Below are 25107 nucleotides of genomic sequence, written 5' to 3' on the forward strand. Positions count from 1 at the left end.
ACAGTTCTCCCAATCATTATACAACTCCACTAATAAAAATAAAACTCCCCGTCCGAGGAGTTTTATTTCGTTAATCTATTCGTTAATCTAAATTATTTTGCAAAAATAAGATCAAATACATGCTTCCATGTGCTAAATTGGAATACTTCGCCGATCGGCTGCTTGCCAATGACAACATACCCCACCGTCATACCGGCGTAGATCACAAGAATCCAGACCACGATAAAAATAAGCGGCTTTACGATTCTCCACCACATTGGTTTACGATTCTTCGCCCGAGGCTTATGCGTATTCTTCTTATTTGACTGCTCTTCACTCATCTTACAATCCCCACTTCAACTGCACTAGCCGCGCAGGTTATTCGCGAGTCCCATCATCGTGTCGCTGGATGTTAACGCTCTGGCTGTTAATTGATATGCGCGCTGCACCTGCATGAGATCAACCATTTCGTCTGCTAGATTCACATTGGATTGCTCCAATACGCCTTGACGTACTGCAATGCCCTTCGATGCATTAGCAGGATTCGTAAGATCCACGTTACCTATAATCGTATTCGCCGCGGTTGCAGCCGTACCATCTGGCAGTACATACATATTATTGTCAATCTGTTTCAAGAGATGCGGTTGTTTCGGTTCTACCACCTTGATATGACCGATATCCATCGGGTCTGAACCATCCGGCATAGCCACCGTAACAAATCCTGTCGCATCAATCTTCATATGATAACCGTTCGGGATCGCGATGGGGTTCCCAGCCGTATCCAGCACCATGTGACCTTGATTCGTGGTCAAATACCCATAACTTGAATCGTTCTCCGCAATGCTTAATTTGAAAGAACCATCTCGCGTCCACGCATGGTTCCCTTGGTCATCCAGCGCGATTTCGAACAAAGCATTACCTTCAAGGGCAAGGTCTGTCGGAACATCTGTCGTCTTCATCGACCCTTGCGTCATATCTTCCGTCATGCTGCTCATTCTGGATCCCCATCCCAGTGTAAACCCTAAAGGGGTCGCGCGTCCATCCTGCTTCATTTTGGGCTCATGGGATTGAACCTTCGTCAATACATCTTCGAAGGACGCCTTTTTGCTTTTATAGCCTACGGTATTGGAATTCGCCATATTATCTGAGATGACATCTAATTTCTGCTGAATGCCGCTCATCGATACCATCGCTGAAATCATCGAGTTATTCACGTTCAATCTCCTTTTACGTTACGCGGGGCACCCGCTTAATGAAGCTTACGATCTTAGACGCGTCCTACTTCATTAACGGCTTTGTCTAAGCTGCGATCATAATACTGAATAATCTTCTGGTTCGCTTCATAAGCGCGTGCTGCAGCCATCATATCGATCGCAGCTTGGGTTGCATCTACGTTAGAACGCTCCACATAACCTTGACGGATCTGAAATGCTTCTGTCGTAACGATGGGGGAAGCGCTAGCTTCATCCGCTGTATTCGTAAACTTAAAATTTCCATCGCCTTCACGAAGCAATAAGTTCGGGTTCTCGATTCGGGTAATCAATAAGGGGCTGATGCCGCCAACAGTGCGCCCTGTGGTCGCGTCGAGCCATTCGCCCTTATCATTGATACGAAGTTCCGTAATCGGTACCGGCAGCTTGATCGGCTGATCGTTCGTTCCTAGTACCTTGGCACCCGTGCTGCTTAACAATTCGCCGTCCGCATTCACCTTAAACTTCCCGTCACGCGTATAACGTGTCTCCCCGTTCGCATTCTGCACGGTAAAAAACGCTTGCGGCTTGTACATGACTTCTCCGCTCGGCAGAACGGCTCTTCCATTCGCATCAAAGGCAATGGGGTTACCCGTCGCAGGATCTACGGCTTGTAAGTCAACCACGAGCGCAAAATCAGAGGCACTCTTCGTCTCCGTGATATCCCCTTGCGTAAATTGAGGCAAGCTCTCCTCGGCGAACACGCCTGTATTCAACCGGCCAAGGGAACCTGTAGGTTTATGATCTGCACCCATCAAGGATACAAGCATTTCCGGAAATGAACGCTCAACCGCATTCACTTGCTTGTATCCCGGTGTATTTAAATTCGAAATATTATTCGTTACGGTATCATGGATACGCTGTTGCGCCATCATTCCTGAAGCCGCTGTATATAAACCTCTTAACATGGAAGTCCTCCTCTTATAAGACGATACACATATGAGTACTATATCGGTTTACAAGAAGCTTTTCTTAACCACTTTATCTAAATTATCCAACATAATGCCCGTCCCTTTTACCACGCAATGCATAGGGTCTTCAGCAATTAATACAGGTACTTTAAGCTCCTCGGATAACAGCTCGTCCAATCCGTCCAATAATGCGCCGCCACCCGTCAGAATGACACCACGATCAATAATGTCAGCAGACAATTCCGGCGGAGTCCGTTCCAATACGGATTTCGCAGCTGCCACAATGCTTGTGACCGATTCCCAAAGCGCATCACGCACTTCACTGGAGTTGATCGTCACCGTAATCGGCAATCCTGTGACCATGTCACGTCCGCGGATATCCATCTCCGTCTGCCGTCCATGCGGATATACCGTACCGATATTAATCTTAATATCTTCGGATGTCCGTTCACCAATCAACAATTTATATTTATTCTTAATGTATTTCATAATCGCCGCGTCGAACTTGTCCCCTGCGATTTTAATAGAAGAGGCGGTAACGACGTCGCCCATAGAGAGCACTGCAACGTCAGTCGTTCCGCCACCGATATCCACGACCATATTGCCGCTAGGCTGGAAAATATCCATTCCAGCCCCAATGGCTGCCGCTTTCGGTTCCTCTTCCAAGAATACTTCCTTCGCACCGCAACGTTCCGCTGCTTCACGAATGGCTTTCTGTTCCACAGACGTAATGTTCGTCGGTGCGCAAATCAAAATACGTGGGTGACTATACCACTTCCGACCGCCAATGCGATCAATGAAATACTTTAACATCGCTTCTGTGATTTCAAAATCCGCTATAACTCCATCCTTCAGAGGGCGAATCGCAACGATATTTCCCGGTGTACGACCGACCATGCGTCTTGCTTCTTCACCAACCGCTAGTACTCTTTTTGTTTCACTTTCGATTGCAACTACAGAAGGCTCGTCGAGAACGACACCCCTGCCTTTCACATGAATCAGCACGTTCGCTGTGCCAAGATCGATACCGATATCCTTGCTAAGCATAATTGACCATGTCCTCCAAAAGTACAGTTTTAATATTAAGAAGTTCGACACGAAACGAGGATTTCCTTTATATCATGTCAATCTTTATAAATTACCACACTTTCGTTTCAATGAGCAATTGATACTTACGGCACTTTTCGATCTAGGATTTCCCTGCTACAATAGCTTCGCGTTTTTTACTGCTCGTTTTTTTGTACTTAATCTTCGTTGCTTCGCCTCCCCGCAAATGCCTTATCGATTTGTGATATTCCAGAATGTGCTTCACCTGGTCTGCGAGCTCCGAATTGATCTCCGGCAGTCGTTCGGTTAAATCCTTGTGCACCGTGCTCTTGGACACTCCAAACTCTTTCGCAATCGTACGAACCGTGTTCTTCGTCTCCACGATACAACGGCCTATTTTAATGGTTCGCTCTTTGATGTAGTCGTGCACGCTCCCGCCTCCCTACTCGAGATAGTTTGGTACATTATATGAGGGGCGTGCCTATATATTCTTTGTTTCCAAGCCTGACAAGCTCAAATGTGTACAAATATTTTCAAAAGCCCGTTATTTCGGGATCAAAAAAGTGAACCTCGTGCCTTCTCCCCGTTGACTTTGCACGTCAATAACACCGCCGTGACCTTCGACGATCGATTTACTGAGGGACAAGCCAATCCCAACGGAACCTGATTTTTTATTCTTTTTCCCTTTGTAGAACCGGTTGAAAATATGCGGGATTTCACTTCGCTCGATCCCTTCCCCTTGATCCTGGATATGAATTCGGCATAAGGTTGTTCCCGTCTCCAATTCCACGCGAACGATGCCGCCCGCTGGTGTATGCTCGATTCCATTCTTCAACACATTCAATAACGCTTCAATCAGCCACTCTTTATCGTGCTTGATCATGCTGGCTTCGTGAGAATCGAAATCGGCAACCAACGCCACCCCGCGTTGCTCTGCCAACCCGTGAATCATCTCCACGCTCTCGAGTACCGTCTGTTGCAGCGAACGCGGTTCGCGGTGGAACTCTATGGCGCCGACATCAAGCTTGGCCAGCTTTAGAAGACTCTGAATCAACCAATTCATGCGTTCTAGTTGTTGTTTGCTATGATCAAGAAAGAGGGTTCGTTGTTCCATCGATAGATCCCGCTCCGATAAAATCTCGTTGTACATCGTCAACGCCGATAGAGGCGTTTTCAACTGATGAGAGATATCTGACATGAGCTGGACGAGAAACTGCTTCTCTGTTTTTAAATCCTCAATGTTGCGCTGAATAACTAGCCGCATCCGGTTAAAGCTGTAGGCAAGCTTCGAGAAATCCCCCTCCTTCATTTCAGGCAGCGGCGTAGATACTTTACCTTCTAGCACATGATCCGCATAGGAAGTTAACTGCCGCACGCGCGAATAAATATATCGATTCCGACGATATTGAAAGAGGATAAACGATAGACTCACGATTAACAGCAAGACCCCGATAATGAGATACAGCTGCTTAAATGCATCATGAAATGGAAGAATCAACTTCGAGCTCAAGGAGGATTCATACCCGTATTGCCGCAACACGTCTAGACCTGTCGCAATCAGCTCTTCACTAGGCTTCTTCGTCAGCAAAGGGATGATTTCGCTTTTCAATTGCGGATGGTCCTGGAGCAGCATCCCTACGATGGCAGCTTGCCCTTCGACATAACGCAACTTCACCTGCTGTTCGAAACGCCACAATCCGATGAGCACACCAATCACCATCAAACCGATGAGCAGCATCCCCATTCTCGTATCCTTGCGCACCTCTGGATTATCGAGCAATCTCATCTTCGCATTACTCCCTTACCACATGTCTATTCCAGCTATACCCCATTCCGCGATGCGTCACGATATAACTTGGCTGTGCGATATCTTCCTCAATCTTCTCACGAAGTCTGCGAATATATACGGCTAACGTGTTGTCTCCGAAAAATTCCCCTTTGTCGCTGGCAAGCTTGTCCAGAATTTCATCACGGCTCAAAATCGTCTCCGGCTGGGTTAAGAAAATCAGCAGCAGCTTATACTCTTGGGCCGTTAATTGAATGTCGACCCCTTGCTTACGCAATACAGCCCGTCCTGGATCCAGCGCGATATCCCCGCTTCTTAGAATCGCATCGCTCGGTTGAGAACCTTTGCGACGCAATACGGCACGTATTCTTGAGATCAGTTCGCGAACGCGAAATGGTTTTGTAATATAGTCATCCGCACCAATGTCTAATCCAAGGACAACATTCACTTCATCATCCATCGCCGTTAAGAAAATAATCGGCATATCTGATTTCTCGCGAATGTATTTGCATATTTCATACCCGCTTCCATCCGGCAACGTCACGTCGAGCAGCGCAATATCAAATTCCTCCTGATCGATCACTTCCTTGCAATCCTCGACCAACCCGACATGAGTGACCTCATACTTCTCCGCTTTCAAGGAAAATTCCAATCCAAATACAAGCGATACATCATCTTCAAGCAATAATAGTCGCGTCAATCATACACCCTCCCTTGAAAATTAGGTTTTGCTTTCATAGAGCTGATCGCAATCCTAGCAGCAACGTATCCGATCCCTGTAACCATGCAAATCGGAGCTAGAATCATCATCCATATCCACATATCTAAGGAACGTCCCGTGCTGAAGTAAATTAAAGATAATAATCCGTAAGAACAGAGCCCTCCTAGGCCCCCGCTAATCATGCCATAGAATAAGCCTTCTTTGACAATCATCGATTGAAGTCTGCGCTGTGACAAGCCCATGGCCCGAAATAAAGAGAATTCCTTTTGCCGCATCCATAAATTCATCACAAGCGTATTGACGATGTTCAGACTCGCTATAATGACAATAGCAATCACAAATCCATATAACATTATGGAAATTTGAAGGCCTCCTAATGAAAAGTCTTTTTCACTGTTCACCTTGCTATCCACAACATACCCGTAACGCGACTCAAGCTTCTGCTTCAACACTTGGTAGACGGTATGTTCCTGCCCCACATCTTGTAAGTAAATATCCATACCGATAGGAACAAGCAAAGCTCCCTCCTGCGCAGTCAGTCGCTCGTACATGTCCGGTTGCACGATAATGGATGTAAGATTACCCGGTTGATTGCCACGCACAACAGCCGCAATCTTAATTTTCACGACATCATGACCTGGGATGGAGCTCTTGGACTCCAATTCTTGCCGCGCGGACAAATACCCTTCATCCCCCACCTTGATTTTCGGGTAACTTTCATTGAAACCGATCACTGCGATGACATGTGTAACATCCTCCTGAATATCCTGTACCTTTCCTTCCAATACATGTGCTGCATAATAAGGGATATTCTCTTCACGGAACAGGGAGAGCCTTCCGCGATAATCTGTATAAGCCTTGCCATCCACTTGAATTTCTTCATGCGGCGGATCTTCTTCCTTCACGATTGGCTGCAATAAGATGTGAGCTGAATGATCCATATCCTTTACATCGATTGTACCGACGCCCTTCATCCCCTTTAATGCCTGGGTGACATCGGATATAAACCGTATAGAATGAAGCTCATTGCGAACTGTAAAATCAGCTGTTTGCTTCGTTGAACCCATGTTACCCAGAATGACAGCACTCGAGAGGTACGTAAAAATCGTAAACAAAAACACGCTTAAGGTGAGCGAAAAAATATTCATATAGAACTTTTTCCTGCTCGTTCGCATGCTGCGAAGGACCAACATATTATCAATGCCGAGTAACCGTCGACATACATCGCTTAGTCTGTTGGGCGCAGGACGCCTCACTCTCATTCCTTGATCCACAGCGCGCAGCCCATTCATGGGTGCGATGTGAACGGCCTGCCTTGCAGGAAGCCAAGCAGAACAATAGATCGCAATCCCGCTTACGATAACGCTGAATAGGATAACCAACGGGGAGAAGGTAAAATTAACGTGCAGAATGGAGTACGACCCCGATTCAAAGCAAAGACGGTAGATAAACGCAACCAAACGCAATCCGTAGACCCCGAGCAGCAGTCCAATCGGGATGCCCACCATGCTGACCCATTGGATTTCATAGAAAATCATCTGACGCACTTGCTGCTTCGTCGCGCCCAAAGAGCGCAGCAGTCCAATATGTCGGGTTCGCTCGACCACACTCATTTGAAAGGTATTATAGATGAAAGCAAAGGTCATCAAGACCACAATATGCACGGGGAATGAAAAATAGAGAAGGTTCAAGAAATGCACTGGCTTCAAATAGTAACTCGGCAGCGACGCCAGCAAAGGGGTGTTCGCTACAATATTCGATGAACTCGTAAGCTCCCGCAAATAGTCATCCATCCGCTCTAAATTTGCACCATTCGCAAGCTTTAGGTACACGGTAGCATTGTTGTCCTCCACATAATCCACCGTACGGTAGGCCGTAATCGTATCCCAGCCAAATAACCGATGCGAATCATCCGCGATCACCTGGGCAATCGGAAGCTTATATTCCTGCTTCGATCCCTTAAGGGTAATGATTTCTCCTGTTTGAATCGGTAATCCTAGATGATACAGGAGCATTTTGTTAACAATAAGCCCATCTCCTGTAATCTGATGGAAGGGAAGCAGCTGTTTGGCGATCGGGTCCATATGATGTAGGACCATTTTCTCCCCGTTCGGCAATTGAACTTGTTCGGTATGCATCAGCCCGATTCTAGCAATAGATGGATTGGCGCGCAGCTTCTCCAGCATTTCTGGCGTACTGTTCGTCAGCAAATAATGGTACGTGCCTACTTCTTGCTCCGTCTGAACACGCGATTGCTGCTGCAGACCCATAAAGAATGTCCCCATGGATGTGATCAAGGCAACGGACAATACGATTCCAAGAATCGTATACCAAGTGCGTCGCTTATGATGTCTCAGGTACTTATGCGTAAGCAGCTTGTATACGGACACGGGGGTCCCTCCTTAGCGATATGAAATATCCGATATGATAGCTCCGTCTTCGATCGTTACCACGCGATCCGCTTGTTCTGCGATACTCAGATCATGCGTAATCATCACCAAGGTTTGATGGTAGCGCTTAGCCGAAACCCGTAAGAGTTCCAATACTTCTTTGCTCTTCTTGCTGTCTAAGTTGCCTGTCGGCTCATCCGCGAGTATAAAAGACGGGCGATGGATCAATGCTCTCGCAATAGAGACCCGCTGCTGCTGACCTCCAGATAACTCGCTTGGATAGGCATATCGTTTAGACTGAATTCCCAGTAACTCCATGATATCTTGGTAATATTCTTGATCCACTTGCTCATGGTCCAGCAGCACAGGGAGATGGATATTTTCCTCCACATTAAGCATGGGTACAAGATTATACGCCTGAAATATAATGCCAACCTTACGCCGACGAAAAATAGCGAGCGCATCATCGGGCATCCGATAAATGTTCTCGCCTTCGACGTACACCGTCCCTGAAGTAGGAGGCTCCAAGCCGCCCATCATATGAAGCAATGTACTCTTGCCTGAGCCTGATGCCCCAAGGATCGCTACGAATTGCCCCTTCGAAATGGACAAGGTGATACCGCGCAATGCGGCCACCGCCTTTTCCCCTGTTCCATAGACTTTCTCTACCTGTTCTAATTGTATAATATCCACTGAACACACCTCTTTAACCTATCCCATCGATATTTCAGATCTCATTATTTCATTCCTACTAACTGAACGGCGTCTACATGAAAATCACGCAACGCATGTTTTGGATTTTCCTTATCATAATGGAGCAGGGCCATCGCCTTTTCCTCCACATGAATTTGCTCCCATACCGCATCATCTACGATCAGAACCATCTTGGGATAACTTCTGCCGTTTCCAATAATGATATCTCCTTCATACTTCACGTTCAAGGGTTCTCCCTGTATCGTTAATGCACCGGGTTCTTCCTTCGCAAACAGTACGCCCTCGTCTTACTTTACGAAATAATCCTTTCGCTAACAAAGATTCAGCCGTGCTTTTCTTCAGGATGATCCCTCTTTGTTCAACATCATCCACTACCTTCATCGTGTGTATTTCACTGGTTTTTAATTCCTTCATCACGCGTTCCATATCGGATTGAACCGCTTCTGTATCTCCATATAGAATAACCCCCATCGCTTGGGGCGCGATAGAATGATATAACTTATCATACGGATAGAATTCGTTCATCTGATGTTAACTATAAAGTAGGACTGCTCTATCAACCATGCTTACCCGCTTACAGTTCTGCTTACAATATTGTAAGAAAAACCTTTATCGAAGTATATTCGAAGGTGAGCGACCGCGTTTAGATGTGGTTTTTATTGCCAAATACAATTTTTAGTTTCGATACGCGAAAACTTTTTATAAATTCTATTGTGGTAAGAAAAACCACTATCGAGGTACATTCCAAGATGAGCGACCGCGTTTAGAAGTAGCTTTTACGAGAATAAAAGTAACTTGATTTGGCTATACCGGTGCTAGAAAGACAAAAAATCCGCCTCCCTTGATTCAGCTAATTCTTTTTTAAAAAAATTTGCCGATTTCTTGGTTGCTAATCTGAATATCAAAACCCAATGCCTGTATTTGCTTTTCAGTAATGCTTGAGTTGTTTTTCTTGAGACGTGCCGCCATGCACGCCTATTTCTTATTACTGGGGTATCTTACACGGCATCCGACTCTGCCATGGCCGAGCTACCGGGTATAACACGTACGGCCGGATGACTTCCCTCGAGGCGCTCTGGTGAATCAGCTGCAAGAAGGCGAGCGGCAATTCGACTCGTAGTTGCGCCTTGCGGACGGATCTGTTGTGCATGAACAACCTGAACATATCCAACTGCGATAAAAGAGACTCTGCTCTGTAAAATTTATGACAAGTGCATGTTGATTCTTAACGAAATAACCTGATCCCTGTAGTTTGGACGGCAGGTTATTCTTTTGTATTGCATTTTTAAAGTGTGAAAAACCGTCAGGGGATCACTCGACAGTCCTTTATTGTGTGAACCTATACGTTGGTGGATAGGTGCGATGGGTTGGTGTTTTGCGTTTCAGCTGTCGTAGATACAAAATCTTTACAAATTATATAAGCTCTTTGTGCATAACGGACATGAGAGACCTTATTGTTTGCTATGCTCATAGAATAGACGTTTTTCGGACTCAGATACCCTTATTCCATTCAAATCATGAGTATATAGTTTATGTTTAGAATAATAAGAGCTGCTGTGTCCGTTGACCCTGCATTTTGAGTGCTTTTGGCATAATTAAGGTCTCCTGTGTCCGTTCATTTCTCGTTCCGTTCGCTGCACCCAAATTTGATTTCGGCAATCTCTCGAAAAGTTATACATTCTAGAATGTTAAAACCTCTACCGAGGTACATTCGAAGATGAGCGACCTACAAGTTTTACTTGCAAAACTCACTTCGAAAGCAGGTGGTTTTTATTGCCAAATACAATTTTTAGTTTCGATACGCGAAAACTTTTTATAAATTCTATTGTGGTAAGAAGGGAGGGGCTTTCGGGTAAATGCACAAAAAAAGCAACCTTGTTCAGTTTTTCACTGAACGAAGGTTGCTGCTTCAATAAGATAGATTAATTTTTGCCTAGCAACGTCTGTGGATTCACAGGTTTGTTGTCTTGGTATACTTCAAAGTGAACGTGAACGCCAAGGTCTTTCTCCAATTCGTTGCGGCCGGCAGTACCTAACGCATCGCCTTGTTTGATCTCATCGTCTTTCTTCACTTTCAAGTCCGTCAAGCTTTGGTAGACCGTTTTGGTACCGTCTGGACTCGTAATTTCAACGATTTGTCCAAGCACCGGATTTTTCTCCGCGCGTGTCACTTTACCGCTTAATGCAGCAAGGACTTGGAACGGCTTATCATCCTTACGAGCTAAGTCAATCCCCACATTCGGTGTGAATGTGTCCTTGTATTCTACCATAGCATCCTTGTGCACTTCAGCCGAATCGTTGTTGTCATAGAACGGCATTACGACTTTCACATCTTTCTCGTTCTCTACCGGCCATGCGATCGCTTCACTGTTCGTGTTAACGGCTGTGGCAGTTGTACCTTCATTCTTACTAGAATCCGTTGTCGTTGAACCGTCTACGTTTTCTGTGATCGTACTCGTGCTGAGGTCAGGACTTTTCGTAGTTTTCGTCCCTTGGTAGACGACCAATACGGTCAATAAGATTGCGATAGCTGCCATGTACACTGCTGGAAATACCCACTTCTTCGACATTGCTCTTTTCCACGAAGACGGCTTAGCGCCTGTTGCTCCTAGTGCGTTTTTAGGAGATTCTTCATGACCTGCTTTGTTTTTGTTTTGCTCATTCATTCGATATCACCTCTGTAACCATTGTTACCAGAGGCAAAGCTTTTATACGTGTCCGAAAAGGAATTTTATAAGATTCATAGTCGAAGGAGTCTTGTTGCGTTTTCCGCAAGAATAGATTGCAAGAGATGTACGACCGCCAATTCCCCGGATGATGTGCTTAAGCAGAACGCTATTCCAATTTTAGAACATCATTTACTTGTTCCAAGGAGACCCCTGTATAGTAATGCTTCACAATGGCTTCCGCGGTTGCCCCTTCTTTCGCCATGCCATTGGCTCCCCACTGACTCATCCCGACGCCATGACCGTTGCCGTAGGTTGTAATATCAATTTGTCCTTTATGAATTCGCCACGTGAATTCACTAGAACGAAGCCCCAGCTTCTCGCGAATTTCTCTACCGGAGTAATTCTTCCCTCTAATACGGATCAACTTAATTCGATGTCCTGTCGTCGTCGATAAAATGCGAGGTTCCGCGGCGTTCGCTAGTACCTGTTGTTTCTTCACCACGCTCGCCGACGCCGGGATCGCTGGCGGTGAAATGTTCAATAGGTTCATGAACTGCGTTAACGGCATGCTGACCGTATCCATAAAATGCGGGGCAATCGATTCATCCCATGGGCTCGCCACACTGCGTAAATACGGAATGCGGTTCGTCCAGTAATCCTCGGAATTCTCGGTATAGCCATTGCTTGTCGAGAAGAAGGAGGCTTCAATCGGCTCCCCTTTGTACGTCAAGATCATTCCGCGTGTCTCATTGACCGCTTGCGTGACACGCGCAAGTTTTTCTTTATTCTTCGGATTCGTTAAATTATCTATGGACATATAGACTTGATGGGCAACGGTATCTGTCACCTCTGCCCCTTTCACAGGCACGCCGCTGGTATCATGGTGAGCGAGACGACGAACGATGAACGTCCGTGCTGCGATAGCCTGAGCTTTTAAGGCTTCCATCTCGAACTCTGTCGGCATTTCGGCGGCTACGACGCCGCGCACATATTGTTCGAGCGTGACCTTCTCAACCGCTTGTTCACCTGTCAAGTAGACGTGAACCAGCGGTTCCCGCGGCACCGCCTCTTGCATGGGCGGTGCCGGCGCAGGTTTGGGCTGACGGACGATCAACTCGTCCGTCACCGGGTGCTGCCGCTGCACGAGCAGCGCAGGGATGAGCATGCACAGCAGCAGCATCCCTGCCGCCCACGCGAGCGGCCCCCGCCGCGCCAGCTTGCGCGGCGGCTTGCGGCCCAAGCGCGCGGTGACGTCGCCGCGCGGGACGCGTGGCCCACGCTCCGGCGCAGCCGGCGTGGGCGTGGACCAAGCCCGCTCGGCGCGAGCGCGGGCTTGGTCCGCGGCCTGCGGAGGCTCCGCAGGGCCGCCGCTTGGCCGTGGCGCAGCAGCGCGCACCGCAGGTGCGCTGCTGCTGGGCTTGCTGGCGGGCATTGCTGCCGCCAGCGGTTCGTACGCGGTGCCTGTGGCGCGCGCAGGGATGGGCTGCCCGTCTCCTATCGGACGGGCCACTTGTTCTGAGAGCTTTATTGTGATTCGTGTCATTTGCTAGGTTCCTCCGTAAGACTATCTACTATACTTATATCTATGAGAGGTTCAGACATGCTAGAACTAACAAAGCTATGACTCCTCATACCTTAAGCACACTTGCCCTCACGGATACATTAGAATCTAGTATGAACACGACACCCTCGTATTTATCCGTATAATCCAGAATTTGTTTTCAAGGATACTTTCAATTAGTCCTGCCCTTGTAGAAGCAATCTTTGCTTCCACTGCGGTGAACGCAAAAAAGACCACACCTGGTGTGGTCCATTAAAATGTATGGTGGCATCATTAGCTTAGTAGTATCATTAGCTTTTCACAAGAGGCCATCCCCAGCTCTTTGTTCTACATCCTCTCTTTTCCTTCCCTAAAAGGCTATATTGGATTTATGCATTGTAGAACGTACAGATGAGCTTTGCTGTTCTTCTATGTTGGATGAATCCAACATAGACGCCAAAATCAGAGAATTACCGGCGTTTTCATCCTATTCTATTGGATTTATCCAATATAGACACTTATATCAATGCAAATTCATTAAAGTTATTGGATTTATCCAACATAGCCATCTCATTCGTCATTTTTCATTATACACAAAAAAGACCGATACCGGTCTACACCGGTTCGGTCTCTAACGCTTCTAAATTACGCCCAAGTCGGTTGGACTTGGAACAATTTTACTTCTTCTTTCTTCTCCGCTTCTAACGGATTTAGCTTCGCTTCGTCATAAGAGATCCGATACACATCTGCACCTAGCTTTGAGAGTTTCTCCGCCAAGTTCACGTATCCACGATCAATATGATGTATTCCGCTTACTTCTGTCGTTCCTTCAGCCACAAGACCTGCACAAATCAAGGCAGCACCAGCGCGTAAATCCGTCGCCGTCACTTTAGAACCTACAAGCTTCGTTCCGCCGCTTACCACAGCCGTACGGCCATCCACTTTAATTTGCGCACGCATATTCTTGAATTCATCGACATGCATGAAGCGATTCTCGAACACAGTCTCGGTTACCACCGAGGTGCCTTCCGATACCATCAATAATGCCATCATTTGAGATTGCATATCCGTCGGAAAACCTGGGTACGGCAGTGTCTTGACATCAACAGAACGTAAAGGTCTGTCGGCAATGACACGAATTCCGTTTTCATCCGGTTCAATCGTGACGCCCATTTCTTGCATTTTGGAGATAACCGGCCCTAAATGATCGGCAATTGCGCCTTCGACATACACATTGCCGCCTGTAATCGCTGCTGCAATCATATAGGTTCCCGCTTCAACCCGATCCGGAATTACCGTATGCTCAGCACCCACCAGCTTCTCAACGCCCTCAATCCGAATAATGCCTGTGCCTGCGCCGCGTACTTTTGCACCCATCGCATTCAAGTAGTTCGCCAAGTCCACAATTTCAGGTTCTTTGGCTGCATTTTCGATCGTTGTAACCCCTTCAGCTAATGTTGCTGCCATCATAATATTTTCAGTTGCCCCTACGCTCGCGACATCCAAATAGACCTTTGCACCGCGTAAACGACCGTTAATTTTAGCTTCAATATAACCTTGACCTAGACTGATTTCCGCGCCCATTGCTTCAAAACCTTTAAGATGTTGATCAATTGGTCTTGTTCCAATCGCGCAGCCGCCTGGTAAGGAAATGCGGGTATGACCCATACGTGCTAATAATGGTCCCATGACAAGGAATGATGCACGCATTTTTCTCACATATTCATAAGGCGCTTCACATGACTCAATGTTCTGTGCATTTACGCGGATCGTCTCATTGAGATATGTAGTTTGTGCCCCCAGTACCCCTAACACTTTATTAATCGTCATAACATCGTCAAGAGGAGGTGCGTCATAAATTACGCTTTCTCCTTCTTCCCCTAGTAGAGAGGCAGCGATTATCGGAAGCACTGAATTCTTAGCGCCATTGACGCGAACACTCCCGGTTAACCGTTTGCCGCCGCGGACGATAAATTTGCTCATTCTGGTTCCCTCCGCGATAAATTTTTACCATTTTCTCCAAAATAACAAAGATAATGACAATACGCCTTTTTTGCTCAGCTTTCATATTAACATCCAACACTTCCAAGTTACAAGCCTTATTTTCGCCAGTTTTCAATAAAAGCATGGAATGTTTACAATTCAAACAAAATTTATCCTTATTCTATATTATCCAGTGTTCACACATTTGGTTGATGTTATTCGACATCATTCGCAACACCCGGATTTAGAACATCAATTTTAGTTTTTGGGTCCACTCCCAATATTGCAGGACGAACTGAGATACCCAATGCCCAAGAATGACCGATAAGAATACATGCAAGAGTTTGGCTTGCGGTCCTTTGGGATTGCGTAAGAACAGATCGAATTTAACAACCTGAAGTGCCCACCAGGCAAACCCAATGCAACCCAACGTAACGATGATTCCAACCAATCCGCTTAATCCCGTCAGATGCAGCAGCGATGTTGTATCATCCATCCTCGATTCACCTCCTTCACCAAATCATTGTGAGAAAAACCTCCATCGAGGTACTTTCGAAGATGAGCGACCGCTTTTAAAGATAGTTTTTATCTCCAAATAGAACTTTTGCGTTTCTGTACGTCGAAACTTTTATAAATTCTATTGTGGTAAAACATCTCCGTTTATTTCTTCACCAGAATATCATACAACATTGTAGTGAATTCTGCTCGACTTGCTGCTCGGTCAGGCTTAAATGAACCATCGCTATACCCTTTCATATACCCAATCCGTTTCATTTGACTCAGCATCGGTGCCGCCCAGTGTTTCGAACTGACATCCGTAAAGGGTGAACTGCTCGTTGCTTGAGGTTTTTGCTTCATCGCATTTCCGATCATGACAGCCATTTCGGCCCTTGTCACGAAACGATTTGGTGCAAAGGAACCATCTTGATAACCATGAATAATACCTGCTGTCGTTCCCTTCGCAATATCCGCATACGCCCAGTGCTTCGAGGTTACATCGGTGAAGTGAACAGCTTTCCCTTCTTTGAACTGAAAAGCTTTGCTCAGGATGGATACAGCTTCTGCGCGTGTGATACCCCGATCCGGATCGAACTTATACCCGTCGTATCCTCCAATCCACTTCCGCGCTGTCAGTGCAGAAATCGCCGGTTGCGCCCAATGGCCAGAAATGTCACGGAATCCAGACACCATGGGTTCCGCGTGGAACCTAAATTGATAGTATTGTTGTTCGAACGATTGGTTCACCGTTAACTTCACAAGATACGTCCCCGGTTCCATAATACGTGCGGATTGAAGTGACGTATTTCCAAGCGTATTCGATAAGGAGTAGATCAATTTCTCCTTCCGATCATAGACTCCCATCTTAACTACACGGTTCGATGGGATTCCCTTCACGGATAATTCCAAATAGCTTTGACGGTCGATCCGGTACTCGAACCAATCTACATCGGTCGAACTCGAAAACACGCCTAGATAGTCGGTATCCGGAACAGTCGTAACCGCTTGGTAGCTCTTATCATTCGGTTCATTGGGATCCGTATATTGCGTGACGAATTGAAGGGAGAGTTTGTATTCGCCTGCAACGGCACTAGCCTTCGGTGATATAGCATTGTAGACGCGAATATAATACTTTCCTGGTTCAAGCTCAGGCAATGTAACACTTTCGTTCTGTTGGGTATCCTCACCGAAAGAATCTACGGTAATCGAACCCATTCCAGGGCCGCTAATATCCATCGCAGGGTCAATTCGAGCCGTATCACTGTTCAGGGTCACATGCAATGTCCCTTTCACCGATACACGGAAGGAATACCAATCCTCATCCCCGTCTTGGCTGAAAGTTCCTACAATTTGCTGTGAACGTGTAGGCAGTGTATACGCTTGGTATTGTTTATTGTTACTTTCATATGGATCTTGATATACCGTAAATCTGGAACTCAGTTTATAGGTGACGGTTCCTTCGGCACGCGGATTATTTAATTTGAGCTGGATATAATTTTTGCCTTTCTTGACGGGAATGTTCGTCTTCCCATTCGTAAGACTGGCCACTTTCGTGCCTTCCGCCTTACTTCCGTAATAGTACGTTAACTGTAGAGGCGTAGCACCTTGAATCAATTGTGTCTGAAGTGCCAATGTTCCATCATAAGGTGCAGTCACGTAGAACCAATCTTCCTCTTCCCCCTGTAAGGTAGCGGTCAACGAAGTATCTACCGGGTAAGGTTTCGCAATTTCCCGACTCCCGTTATCCTCATATATATCATCTTTAGGCTTGATGGTTAATGCACGATCCGCGCGCAATAACCCATAGCCTGTTGAGGGGTCCCAGCCCGTTGGACCTAGATCCTGTGCAGATTGACGAATCAAATTACGAATCTGGTATGGCTTCATATCCGGGTACTTCGCCCAGATCATCGCAGCAACGCCTGCCACCTGCGGCGCAGCCATCGAGGTTCCCTCCTCTGATGTATAGCCGCCGCCCAGGGCCGTGGTATAGACACGCCACGGAGCAACCACGTCAATCTCGGGCCCTGTGTTCGAACGCGGTTCAGCGGTCTTCATATCCGCTGTTCCCCCCACAGCAATCACCTCAGGATATGCTGCTGGATATTTCACAGCCACTTTCGACCCAAGAATCTTGGCGTCATTCCCCGTTGCCGCAACAAGTAATACGTCCTTATCTTCTGCATACTTTACAATTTGCTGCATGTACTGCGAGTAGCGATATAGACCTACGGAGAGGACAACGATTTTAGCCCCGTGATCTACGGCATACGTGATACCCTGCCCTAGCTTATCTTCATCGCCCGAGCCCGTATCGTCCAACGCCTTAATCGGCATCATCTTCGCATTCCATAATATGCCGCTCGTGCCCAATCGGTTATTCCCTACCGCACCAATAACTCCTGCAACGCTAGTCCCATGACCATTATCGTCTTGCGGAGCTTGATTAGGCTTAATTAAGTTTGTTCCTGCGACTAGATTATCTTTAAGATCGGCATGCTTCAGGTCAATCCCCGTATCCACGATACCGATGGTAATATTCGTATTGCCAGTCACTTGATCCCACGCAGTCTCCGCCTGGATTTGCTTCAAGTAAGACTGATTCGCATAATTCGTATCATTCGGGGCTTTCAGAATGGTGACCTCATGGTTCGGCTCCACATATTCTACGTGAGCAGATTGTCTCACACGCGTAAGCCATCCTTCGAGATGAATCCCCTGCTTTGGCCGAACGACAATGACATTTAACTTTTCTTGCTTGCTAAGGATTTCTGTCTCTTGTAAAATCTCAGCGTCCTGCGTGGAGCCTTTCCATTTCATGATCCATGAGGACGGGACGTTTTGATCTTTTTCTTGATCTTGTCCTTGATCTTGCCCTTGATCTTGACCTTGACCTTGTCCTTGATCTTGTTGATCTTGTCCTTGTTCTTGCCCTTGATCTTCTCGATCTTGTCCTTGATCTTGATCTTCTTGATCTTGTCCTTGTAACACTGTCGACTGATTCGTTTCACTTGGAATAGATGCCGATTCTGCGGACATCTTTGTAGGTAACACTTCGCTTGCGGACTGCAATAACAGAAGGCACATCAATATACAAACGAAGCGTTGTAATAACTTTTTCATCGCTTCTCCAATCTGTCTTTCATTTACAGAATTTCGTGGTCGAATCCTATCCTATACTTGTTCGATACACACCCCCCAATCCCCTTTAACCAAAGAGAGTTAATCTTTCCCTCATCAACTAAAAAGAGCCTCCCCAAAGGGAGGCTCCGGCAACGTACATTAACTGCCCATCTGAATGAACAAATCAAAGGATATCGAGAAGTAATGATTGATAAAATCAACGATGACATTCGGCATCACACCGAGGAAAAGCGTCGCTATCGCACAAATCCATACCGTGATGCCCAACGGTGCAGGAATTCGTATCGGAAAGGCTTCCCCGATCGAACGCATGTACATTTGACGGGCGATCCCGAAATAATAATACAATGAAATGACGCTTGTTATAATCATCACGGCGATAATCCAATAATCCTTCGCCTGAGCGGCTCCCAATGCGATGAACAATTTACCCATGAAGCCACCTGTAAGCGGAATGCCCGCGAACGATAGAATGAAAATAGTCATGGCTACGGCTGTGAACGGAGCCCGATAATAGAGGCCTGCGAAACTACTAACCTCATCGTTTCCTGAACTTCGGCTAACAATCATCACCACAGCCAGAGCACCAATGTTCATGAATAAATACGCTATGAGATAGAATCCGAATTCCGAGAAATTCGAAAGATTGAACGACCCTATCGGGACGAGTAAGTATCCTGCATTCGCCACACCTGATAATGCAAGCAATCGCTTAACGTTGCGCTGCCTGAGGGCTGCGGTGTTCCCGATTAGCATCGCAAGCGCAGCTACTATGAGCACGCTCAGGGTCAGGTCGCCTCGCATATACGTATACTCTTCACTACCTAGCGGGAAGAATACATTATAGAAAATACGGAACAGAATCGCGAATCCCGCGGCCTTGGAGACGACAGCCAAGAATGCTGTGACTGGTGTTGGTGCGCCTTGGTAGACATCCGGAGCCCACACATGGAAAGGAGCCGCTGCAACTTTAAAGGCAAATCCTGCGAACATTAAGAAGAAGCTCACATAAATGAGCACTTTAAAATCAACAAGGTGCTGCGATAACATCTGTGCGATTCCTGCGAGATTCGTCGTACCCGACATCCCATACAAAAACGACATTCCATACAGAATGAATGCAGACGAAATACTGCCGAGCACGATATATTTGAAGGCACTCTCATTGGACTTCAAATCATTCTTTTTCATACCGACTAGAATATAGGAAGTAATACTTAAGAGTTCAAGTCCGACGTAGAGTGTAATCAAATCTCCTGACGAGGCCATGATCATGGCCCCTAATACGGCCGGGAGGAGTAAATAGTAGTACTCGCCTTTATGCTGAATCTCATCCTCTCGAATCGATCCGAGACTCATAAATAGAATCAAGGCGGTTCCGCTTAAGAAGATGATTTTGAACACGTTGGCAAAATCATCAACCCGGTAGCTTTGTCCCAGGAGCTGAATGGCATGGGCCGTGAAGGCGGGATCTGCGCTCGCCCCCATCGATACCATTTTCGAAATCACAAATGCAAGAGAGACGAGAACAGACACCAGCGAAAGAACACCTAACACATCCCGATTGATCTTTCTTGGCAAGAATAAATCAAGCAATGACAGCAAAATTGCAGCGATGACTAACGTTAATTCTGGCGCCAAGGTGGCTAGATCAGCCCATTGCAATGGTTGAATATTCGATATTGGACTCATGGGACTAACCTCCTACCTTGATAAGTTGTAAAAACTGCTCAAAGCTGTGCTGCAATGGATCGATGATAATCGTTGGATATACGCCGAGCAGTACAATAAATGCCGTGAGCGCCATCATCGGTATGGCCTCAATCAATCTTGCGTCACGGATCCCGATATAACGATCCTCCATCGGACCGTATGTAATGCCAAGGACCCCTCGCAGTACATAGACAGCACCCAGAATAATCCCTAGCGTACCTACGACCGCGATGACCTTCATTTCACTAAATAAACCTAGGAAAGATAGGAACTCGCCGACAAACCCGGATAGACCCGGCAAGCCAAGTGATGCAAGACCAGCAATCAATAGAATACCGCTCATGAAAGGCATACTTCTTGCAAGTCCGCCCAATTCATCTAACCGTGTCGTGTGCGTACGTTCATACAAGCTGCCGACAAGCAAGAAGAATAAGGCGGAGATCAATCCGTGCGAGATCATTTGGAACATCGCACCCTTTAATCCGATTTCATTCAATGCCGATAGACCCAAGAGAACGACACCCATATGACTGATACTGGAATAGGCAAGGACCAGCTTGAATTCCTTCTGTACGAGAGCTAGCACCGCACCATAGATAATATTAATCACACCTAAGATCGCTAACACCGTTGCCCATGATTCCGTTTGCTGCGGGAATAGGAATAAACCGAACCGAATGAGTCCATAAGCACCCATTTTCAACAATACCCCCGAGTGAATCATAACGACAGCTGGAGGCGCTTCGTTATGGACCTTCAGCATCCAAGTATGGAATGGGAAGATGGGAAGCTTAATCCCGAAAGCAACCAGCAACAAGATAAATATCGTTTTCTGCATGCCTGCCGAGAGAACAACCGACGATTCGGACGGCTGGATCAAATTCTGCAGAATGGTTGCCAAATCACCGCTATACGATAAATGCGTCTGTCCTGCCACGGATTGATCGACTTGAAAGCCCGCTGTCGCAATCAATAACGTAAAAGCAATCAACATGAGGGCAGATCCCAGACCATTATAAATCAAGAACTTATTTGCTGCTTTTTCTCGGCCAACATATCCCCAAATCCCAATTAGGAAATACGTTGCTACTAAGGTGACTTCAAAGAACAAGAAGAACAAGAATAGATCGCGTGCCATAAACACGCCAAACATTCCGACTTCTAGCAGCAGGAAAAGGATAAAATACGTTTTCCAACGCTTCTTGATATGAACCGAAGCAAAAGCCGCCATCACGCCGACAATTGCTGTTAGCAATACAAGCAGTAAGGAAATGCCGTCCATTGCGAGATGATAGTTAAATTGAATGAAGTAAGATGATACCTGTCCCTGATAAGCTTCCGTATTTAACGGCATGTGAATCCATCGCAAGTTCTCCTCGAACGCGACACCCTTTTCGCTATAATCATAAGCCAAAAACATCCAGATCACGAGAATGAAGGGAATGAATGTCGTTGCGATACCAATCGTTTTGATCAAGCGGTTCTTATTCGCCGGTGTAAACAACAGAATAAGGATCCCGAGGAGTGGAGACAAGGTAATGAGCGTCAAAATTGGAATGTTCGCCATCAACTACCACAACCTCCTTCCGACAATAGCCACGATGAGTAGGACACAACCTAGCAGCGTAATTAATCCATACGTTTGAACTTGACCGTTCTGCATTCGGGTGGATGCACGTCCTGTTAAGAGCGTTAAGCTGGCAACACCGCGTACAATGCCATCGATGACCCATTGATCGAAGGCAGCTAATGCCCCTCCGATAGCCCGTAATGGAGTGACAATTATAGCGTGATACAACTCATCAATATAGTATTTGTTCGCAAGTAGTTTCGTAAGCCAAGGCAACTTACCCGCAATAGCCTCGCTTGAGATCGCATGTTTCCGATAAATGAGCCAACCAAGCCCAATCCCTAATAATCCAACGATCGTGGATATCGCCATCACAGCATAATTCGCGTGTTCTACCGTCTCGGTCCCTTCTAACCAGGTTCCGAACCAACTGTTAAACGGCGTATAGACGAAGCCGGAGACGACCGCCAAAACGGCGAGGATCACGAGCGGTATCGTCATGGTCGGAGGGGACTCATGAACATCTTTTGCTGCTGTTACTGGTTTCCCCGTGAATACAAGGAAGAACAATCGCGACATATAAAATGCAGTAAAGAAAGCTGCAATAATCCCTACAACGAAGAGTCCTTTGTGACCTTCCCATGCTGCAGCCAGCACGGCATCCTTCGACCAGAACCCGGAGAACGGTGGAATACCCGACAAAGCTAATGCCCCGATTCCGAAGGTCCAAGCCGTTACTTTCATTTTCTTACCAAGCCCGCCCATCTGATGAATATCTTGCTGATGGATCATATGAATGACACTTCCTGCCCCCAAGAACAACAAAGCTTTGAAGAAGGCATGCGTGAACAAATGAAACATTCCGGCCGTCACCGATCCCACACCGATGGCCATCATCATATAACCCAATTGGCTCACGGTCGAGTAAGCAAGAATCCGCTTGATATCATTCTGAGCAATCCCGATCGTCGCGGCGAAAATCGCGGTAAACCCGCCGACATAGGCCACAACCTGCATGGCGTCCGGCGAAGCATGAAACACATCAAAGGTTCTCGCTACGAGATATACCCCTGCTGCAACCATCGTCGCTGCGTGAATCAAGGCACTGATCGGCGTTGGTCCTTCCATCGCATCCGGAAGCCACGTGTGTAATGGGAACTGACCAGACTTGCCTATTGCTCCGACAAAGATCAGGATTCCAATCAATGTGGTGACACCTGCACCGATCCCCGCTGCCGCTAGTGCATCCGGTTGTGTGAACACATTATGGATGGAGGCGAAATCTAATGCATGCTCAGGCATATACACATACAGAAGCAGAATGGCAATGAATAAGCCTACGTCCCCAATCCGAGTGACGATAAATGCTTTCTTTGCGGCGGCCTTCGCCGCAGGCTTCTGATACCAGAATCCGACTAACAAGAACGAACATACGCCGACAAGCTCCCAGAAAATATAGAGCTCCAGCATGTTCGATGAAATAACAAGTCCAAGCATCGAGAACGTGAATAAGGATACATAAGCGAAAAATACCGTAATCCGCTCGTCACCTTTCATGTATCCTCTTGAGTAGATATTGACGAGTAAGCTAACGAACGTCACAATGACGAGCATTAGCGCATTTAGATTCGTGACTTCAAATCCAACACTCAGGTGTACCCCGCCAAAGCGTATCCAATCCATCCCTTTGGTATAATCTTCTACGTTGCTGCCCACTCGTTCGATGAAAATGAGCAGCGCGTAGATGAATGAAGCAAAGGTGCATACAATACTGATCCATACCCCTACTTCTTTCATTTGCCGGCCTAACGCCGTGAGGACGAGGAACGCGAGCATCGGAAAGATCGGAACGACCCAAGCGTATTGCGAATAGACTGATTCCATTGCTTTTCCTCCTATTGGTTATCGCTTCATTTCATTGAATTCATCCACATTCGCTGTTCCTTTGTTACGGTATAATGCGATGAGGATCGCGATACCTACTGCAGCTTCCGCCGCAGCAATCGTCATATTAAAGAGCGAGAAAATCTGTCCCTTTAATCCCGGAACGACGCCGTATTTCGAAAAAGCGATCAAGTTCAAATTCACTGCATTGAGCATCAGTTCAATGGATAACAATACGATCACGGCGCTCCGCTTCGTTAAAGCTCCATACAGGCCCAGACAGAACAAAATTGCAGCTAGCATCAAATAAGAACCTAACATGCCGCTCATCTTAGTCCGCCTCCCTTTTTGCAAGTACAATGGCACCGATAAATGCCACGGTCAATAATACGGACATCAACTCAAATGGGATGACATGCTCGGTATAGAGCAGCTTACCGATTTCAAGCGTATTATCCTTCGGCGGTGTCCAATTCGCTGTAGGAAACGTCGTCGACCGAATGGCGTAGAACAATATTCCGAATAGAGCAAGACAACCTACGGCGACGATGCCCTCATGCCAAGGTCTACGAACATCCTCATCGACCTGATCATGCTTCGTCATCATAATCCCGAAAATCATCAAGATCGAGATCGCACCTGCGTAGATTAACACCTGAACGAAAGCAAGGAACTCCGCATTTAACAATACGTACATGCCCGCCAATCCGATAAAAGCGAACGCTAGCGAGACGACCATATGAATGACTTTATTAAAACTAATCATTAATACCGCGCCAGCGATGATACATACCGCAAGAATGAAAAATGCAACGTATTCGCCTGTGAGCTGGAAGCTAAAATCAAACATCCTTCTTGATGCCTCCCCTCGTCGTCATCGCCGAGTTGTTCTCCTTACGAATATTTTCATTGTTTTCATATAACCACTCTTTGTTCTTGAACAAATCATCTCGGCTATAGGAAGCTAACTCGAAATTGTTCGTCATGACGATCGCCTCGGTTGGACATACTTCCGTACACAAATCGCAGAGGATACATAATTCAAAATTAATATCAAAGGTATCGATCACCTTTCCCTTTTTCTCCGGGTCAGGGTTTGGCTTGCCTGTGAGTGTGATACACTCTGTCGGACAGATTCTTGCGCATTGGTTACAAACAATGCACTTGTCGGGCTCAAAATACTGAATACCACGAAAGCGGTCTGGCAACGCGAGCGGTACATCTGGATATTTGTAGGTCACTTTTTTGGATGTCATTGCTTTGAATGTCACGCCTAACCCTTTCATTAATCCCTTCAACGGTACTCAC

At 46.5% G+C, this 25107-nt stretch carries 20 protein-coding genes and 1 pseudogene; all 21 read right to left on the bottom strand.

The features are described from left to right. Positions 1–92: 92 nt before the first annotated feature. Complete coding sequence (locus BVG16_RS20380) at positions 93–320, bottom strand: DNA-directed RNA polymerase subunit beta (protein ID WP_078501014.1); 228 nt, start codon at positions 318–320, stop codon at positions 93–95. A 24-nt stretch (positions 321–344) separates the two neighbouring features. After that, entirely contained in the window at positions 345–1193 is an 849-nt protein-coding gene (locus tag BVG16_RS20385) for a flagellar hook-basal body protein (RefSeq protein WP_078501016.1), read from the bottom strand. 53 nt (positions 1194–1246) lie between these two features. Continuing rightward, entirely contained in the window at positions 1247–2137 is an 891-nt protein-coding gene (locus BVG16_RS20390; RefSeq protein ID WP_078501018.1) for a flagellar hook-basal body protein, read from the bottom strand. Between the two features lie 48 nt (positions 2138–2185). Further along, positions 2186–3187 (bottom strand): rod shape-determining protein, encoded by a 1002-nt coding sequence (mreB, locus tag BVG16_RS20395; RefSeq protein ID WP_078501020.1) that lies wholly within the window; start codon positions 3185–3187, stop codon positions 2186–2188. A 142-nt stretch (positions 3188–3329) separates the two neighbouring features. After that, positions 3330–3617, bottom strand: coding sequence for a sporulation transcriptional regulator SpoIIID (gene spoIIID / locus BVG16_RS20400; RefSeq protein WP_078501022.1), 288 nt, complete (start codon positions 3615–3617; stop codon positions 3330–3332). 114 nt (positions 3618–3731) lie between these two features. Next, positions 3732–4973: a HAMP domain-containing sensor histidine kinase gene (locus tag BVG16_RS20405; protein ID WP_078501024.1), complete on the bottom strand. Its 1242-nt coding sequence runs from the start codon at positions 4971–4973 to the stop codon at positions 3732–3734. Between the two features lie 7 nt (positions 4974–4980). Next, complete coding sequence (locus BVG16_RS20410; protein ID WP_078501025.1) at positions 4981–5673, bottom strand: response regulator transcription factor; 693 nt, start codon at positions 5671–5673, stop codon at positions 4981–4983. Further along, positions 5670–8084, bottom strand: a complete 2415-nt coding sequence (locus BVG16_RS20415) for an ABC transporter permease (protein WP_078501027.1) — start codon at positions 8082–8084, stop codon at positions 5670–5672. Before BVG16_RS20415 ends, BVG16_RS20410 begins: the two co-directional genes overlap by 4 nt. Before the next feature lie 12 nt (positions 8085–8096). Further along, complete coding sequence (locus BVG16_RS20420; protein WP_078501029.1) at positions 8097–8777, bottom strand: ABC transporter ATP-binding protein; 681 nt, start codon at positions 8775–8777, stop codon at positions 8097–8099. A gap of 44 nt (positions 8778–8821) precedes the next feature. Continuing rightward, positions 8822–9323: pseudogene (locus BVG16_RS33870) on the bottom strand (lipoprotein BA_5634 family protein). A gap of 1397 nt (positions 9324–10720) precedes the next feature. Beyond that, on the bottom strand, positions 10721–11464 hold the full coding sequence (locus BVG16_RS20435) for a M23 family metallopeptidase (RefSeq protein WP_078501032.1): 744 nt from the start codon (positions 11462–11464) through the stop codon (positions 10721–10723). 169 nt (positions 11465–11633) lie between these two features. After that, positions 11634–13010, bottom strand: a complete 1377-nt coding sequence (gene spoIID / locus BVG16_RS20440; RefSeq protein WP_233147111.1) for a stage II sporulation protein D — start codon at positions 13008–13010, stop codon at positions 11634–11636. Between the two features lie 642 nt (positions 13011–13652). Further along, entirely contained in the window at positions 13653–14990 is a 1338-nt protein-coding gene (murA, locus tag BVG16_RS20445; protein WP_078501033.1) for a UDP-N-acetylglucosamine 1-carboxyvinyltransferase, read from the bottom strand. Positions 14991–15234: 244 nt separating this feature from the next. Next, positions 15235–15486, bottom strand: a complete 252-nt coding sequence (locus tag BVG16_RS20450; RefSeq protein ID WP_078501034.1) for a DUF1146 family protein — start codon at positions 15484–15486, stop codon at positions 15235–15237. Positions 15487–15650: 164 nt separating this feature from the next. Then, positions 15651–18611 (bottom strand): S8 family serine peptidase, encoded by a 2961-nt coding sequence (locus BVG16_RS20455; protein ID WP_233147112.1) that lies wholly within the window; start codon positions 18609–18611, stop codon positions 15651–15653. A 159-nt stretch (positions 18612–18770) separates the two neighbouring features. Beyond that, positions 18771–20324 (bottom strand): NADH-quinone oxidoreductase subunit N, encoded by a 1554-nt coding sequence (locus tag BVG16_RS20460; protein ID WP_078501035.1) that lies wholly within the window; start codon positions 20322–20324, stop codon positions 18771–18773. 4 nt (positions 20325–20328) lie between these two features. Beyond that, positions 20329–21912, bottom strand: a complete 1584-nt coding sequence (locus BVG16_RS20465) for a complex I subunit 4 family protein (RefSeq protein ID WP_078501154.1) — start codon at positions 21910–21912, stop codon at positions 20329–20331. A gap of 3 nt (positions 21913–21915) precedes the next feature. Then, the gene (nuoL, locus tag BVG16_RS20470) at positions 21916–23799 is read right to left on the bottom strand and encodes an NADH-quinone oxidoreductase subunit L (RefSeq protein WP_078501036.1); all 1884 of its coding nucleotides are present in this window, start codon (positions 23797–23799) and stop codon (positions 21916–21918) included. Between the two features lie 18 nt (positions 23800–23817). Beyond that, a complete protein-coding gene (nuoK, locus tag BVG16_RS20475) occupies positions 23818–24129 on the bottom strand; it encodes an NADH-quinone oxidoreductase subunit NuoK (RefSeq protein WP_078501037.1) in 312 nt (103 codons plus the stop codon). Between the two features lies 1 nt (position 24130). Then, positions 24131–24649: an NADH-quinone oxidoreductase subunit J gene (locus BVG16_RS20480; protein ID WP_078501038.1), complete on the bottom strand. Its 519-nt coding sequence runs from the start codon at positions 24647–24649 to the stop codon at positions 24131–24133. Next, complete coding sequence (nuoI, locus tag BVG16_RS20485; RefSeq protein WP_078501039.1) at positions 24642–25097, bottom strand: NADH-quinone oxidoreductase subunit NuoI; 456 nt, start codon at positions 25095–25097, stop codon at positions 24642–24644. Before nuoI ends, BVG16_RS20480 begins: the two co-directional genes overlap by 8 nt. Positions 25098–25107: the final 10 nt, after the last annotated feature.

This window comes from Paenibacillus selenitireducens, assembly GCF_002021565.1.
In the GTDB taxonomy this organism is placed as follows: Bacteria; Bacillota; Bacilli; order Paenibacillales; family Paenibacillaceae; genus Paenibacillus_K; species Paenibacillus_K selenitireducens.

Bases quoted from the DNA above. Each gene is read 5' to 3' on its own strand.
- BVG16_RS20380 (WP_078501014.1), bottom strand. From the start codon at position 320: ATGAGTGAAGAGCAGTCAAATAAGAAGAATACGCATAAGCCTCGGGCG.
- BVG16_RS20390 (WP_078501018.1), bottom strand. From the start codon at position 2,137: ATGTTAAGAGGTTTATATACAGCGGCTTCAGGAATGATGGCGCAACAG.
- mreB (WP_078501020.1), bottom strand. From the start codon at position 3,187: ATGCTTAGCAAGGATATCGGTATCGATCTTGGCACAGCGAACGTGCTG.
- BVG16_RS20405 (WP_078501024.1), bottom strand. From the start codon at position 4,973: ATGAGATTGCTCGATAATCCAGAGGTGCGCAAGGATACGAGAATGGGG.
- BVG16_RS20435 (WP_078501032.1), bottom strand. From the start codon at position 11,464: ATGAATGAGCAAAACAAAAACAAAGCAGGTCATGAAGAATCTCCTAAA.
- spoIID (WP_233147111.1), bottom strand. From the start codon at position 13,010: ATGACACGAATCACAATAAAGCTCTCAGAACAAGTGGCCCGTCCGATA.
- murA (WP_078501033.1), bottom strand. From the start codon at position 14,990: ATGAGCAAATTTATCGTCCGCGGCGGCAAACGGTTAACCGGGAGTGTT.
- BVG16_RS20450 (WP_078501034.1), bottom strand. From the start codon at position 15,486: ATGGATGATACAACATCGCTGCTGCATCTGACGGGATTAAGCGGATTG.
- BVG16_RS20455 (WP_233147112.1), bottom strand. From the start codon at position 18,611: ATGAAAAAGTTATTACAACGCTTCGTTTGTATATTGATGTGCCTTCTG.
- BVG16_RS20460 (WP_078501035.1), bottom strand. From the start codon at position 20,324: ATGAGTCCAATATCGAATATTCAACCATTGCAATGGGCTGATCTAGCC.
- BVG16_RS20465 (WP_078501154.1), bottom strand. From the start codon at position 21,912: ATGGCGAACATTCCAATTTTGACGCTCATTACCTTGTCTCCACTCCTC.
- nuoL (WP_078501036.1), bottom strand. From the start codon at position 23,799: ATGGAATCAGTCTATTCGCAATACGCTTGGGTCGTTCCGATCTTTCCG.
- nuoK (WP_078501037.1), bottom strand. From the start codon at position 24,129: ATGAGCGGCATGTTAGGTTCTTATTTGATGCTAGCTGCAATTTTGTTC.
- BVG16_RS20480 (WP_078501038.1), bottom strand. From the start codon at position 24,649: ATGTTTGATTTTAGCTTCCAGCTCACAGGCGAATACGTTGCATTTTTC.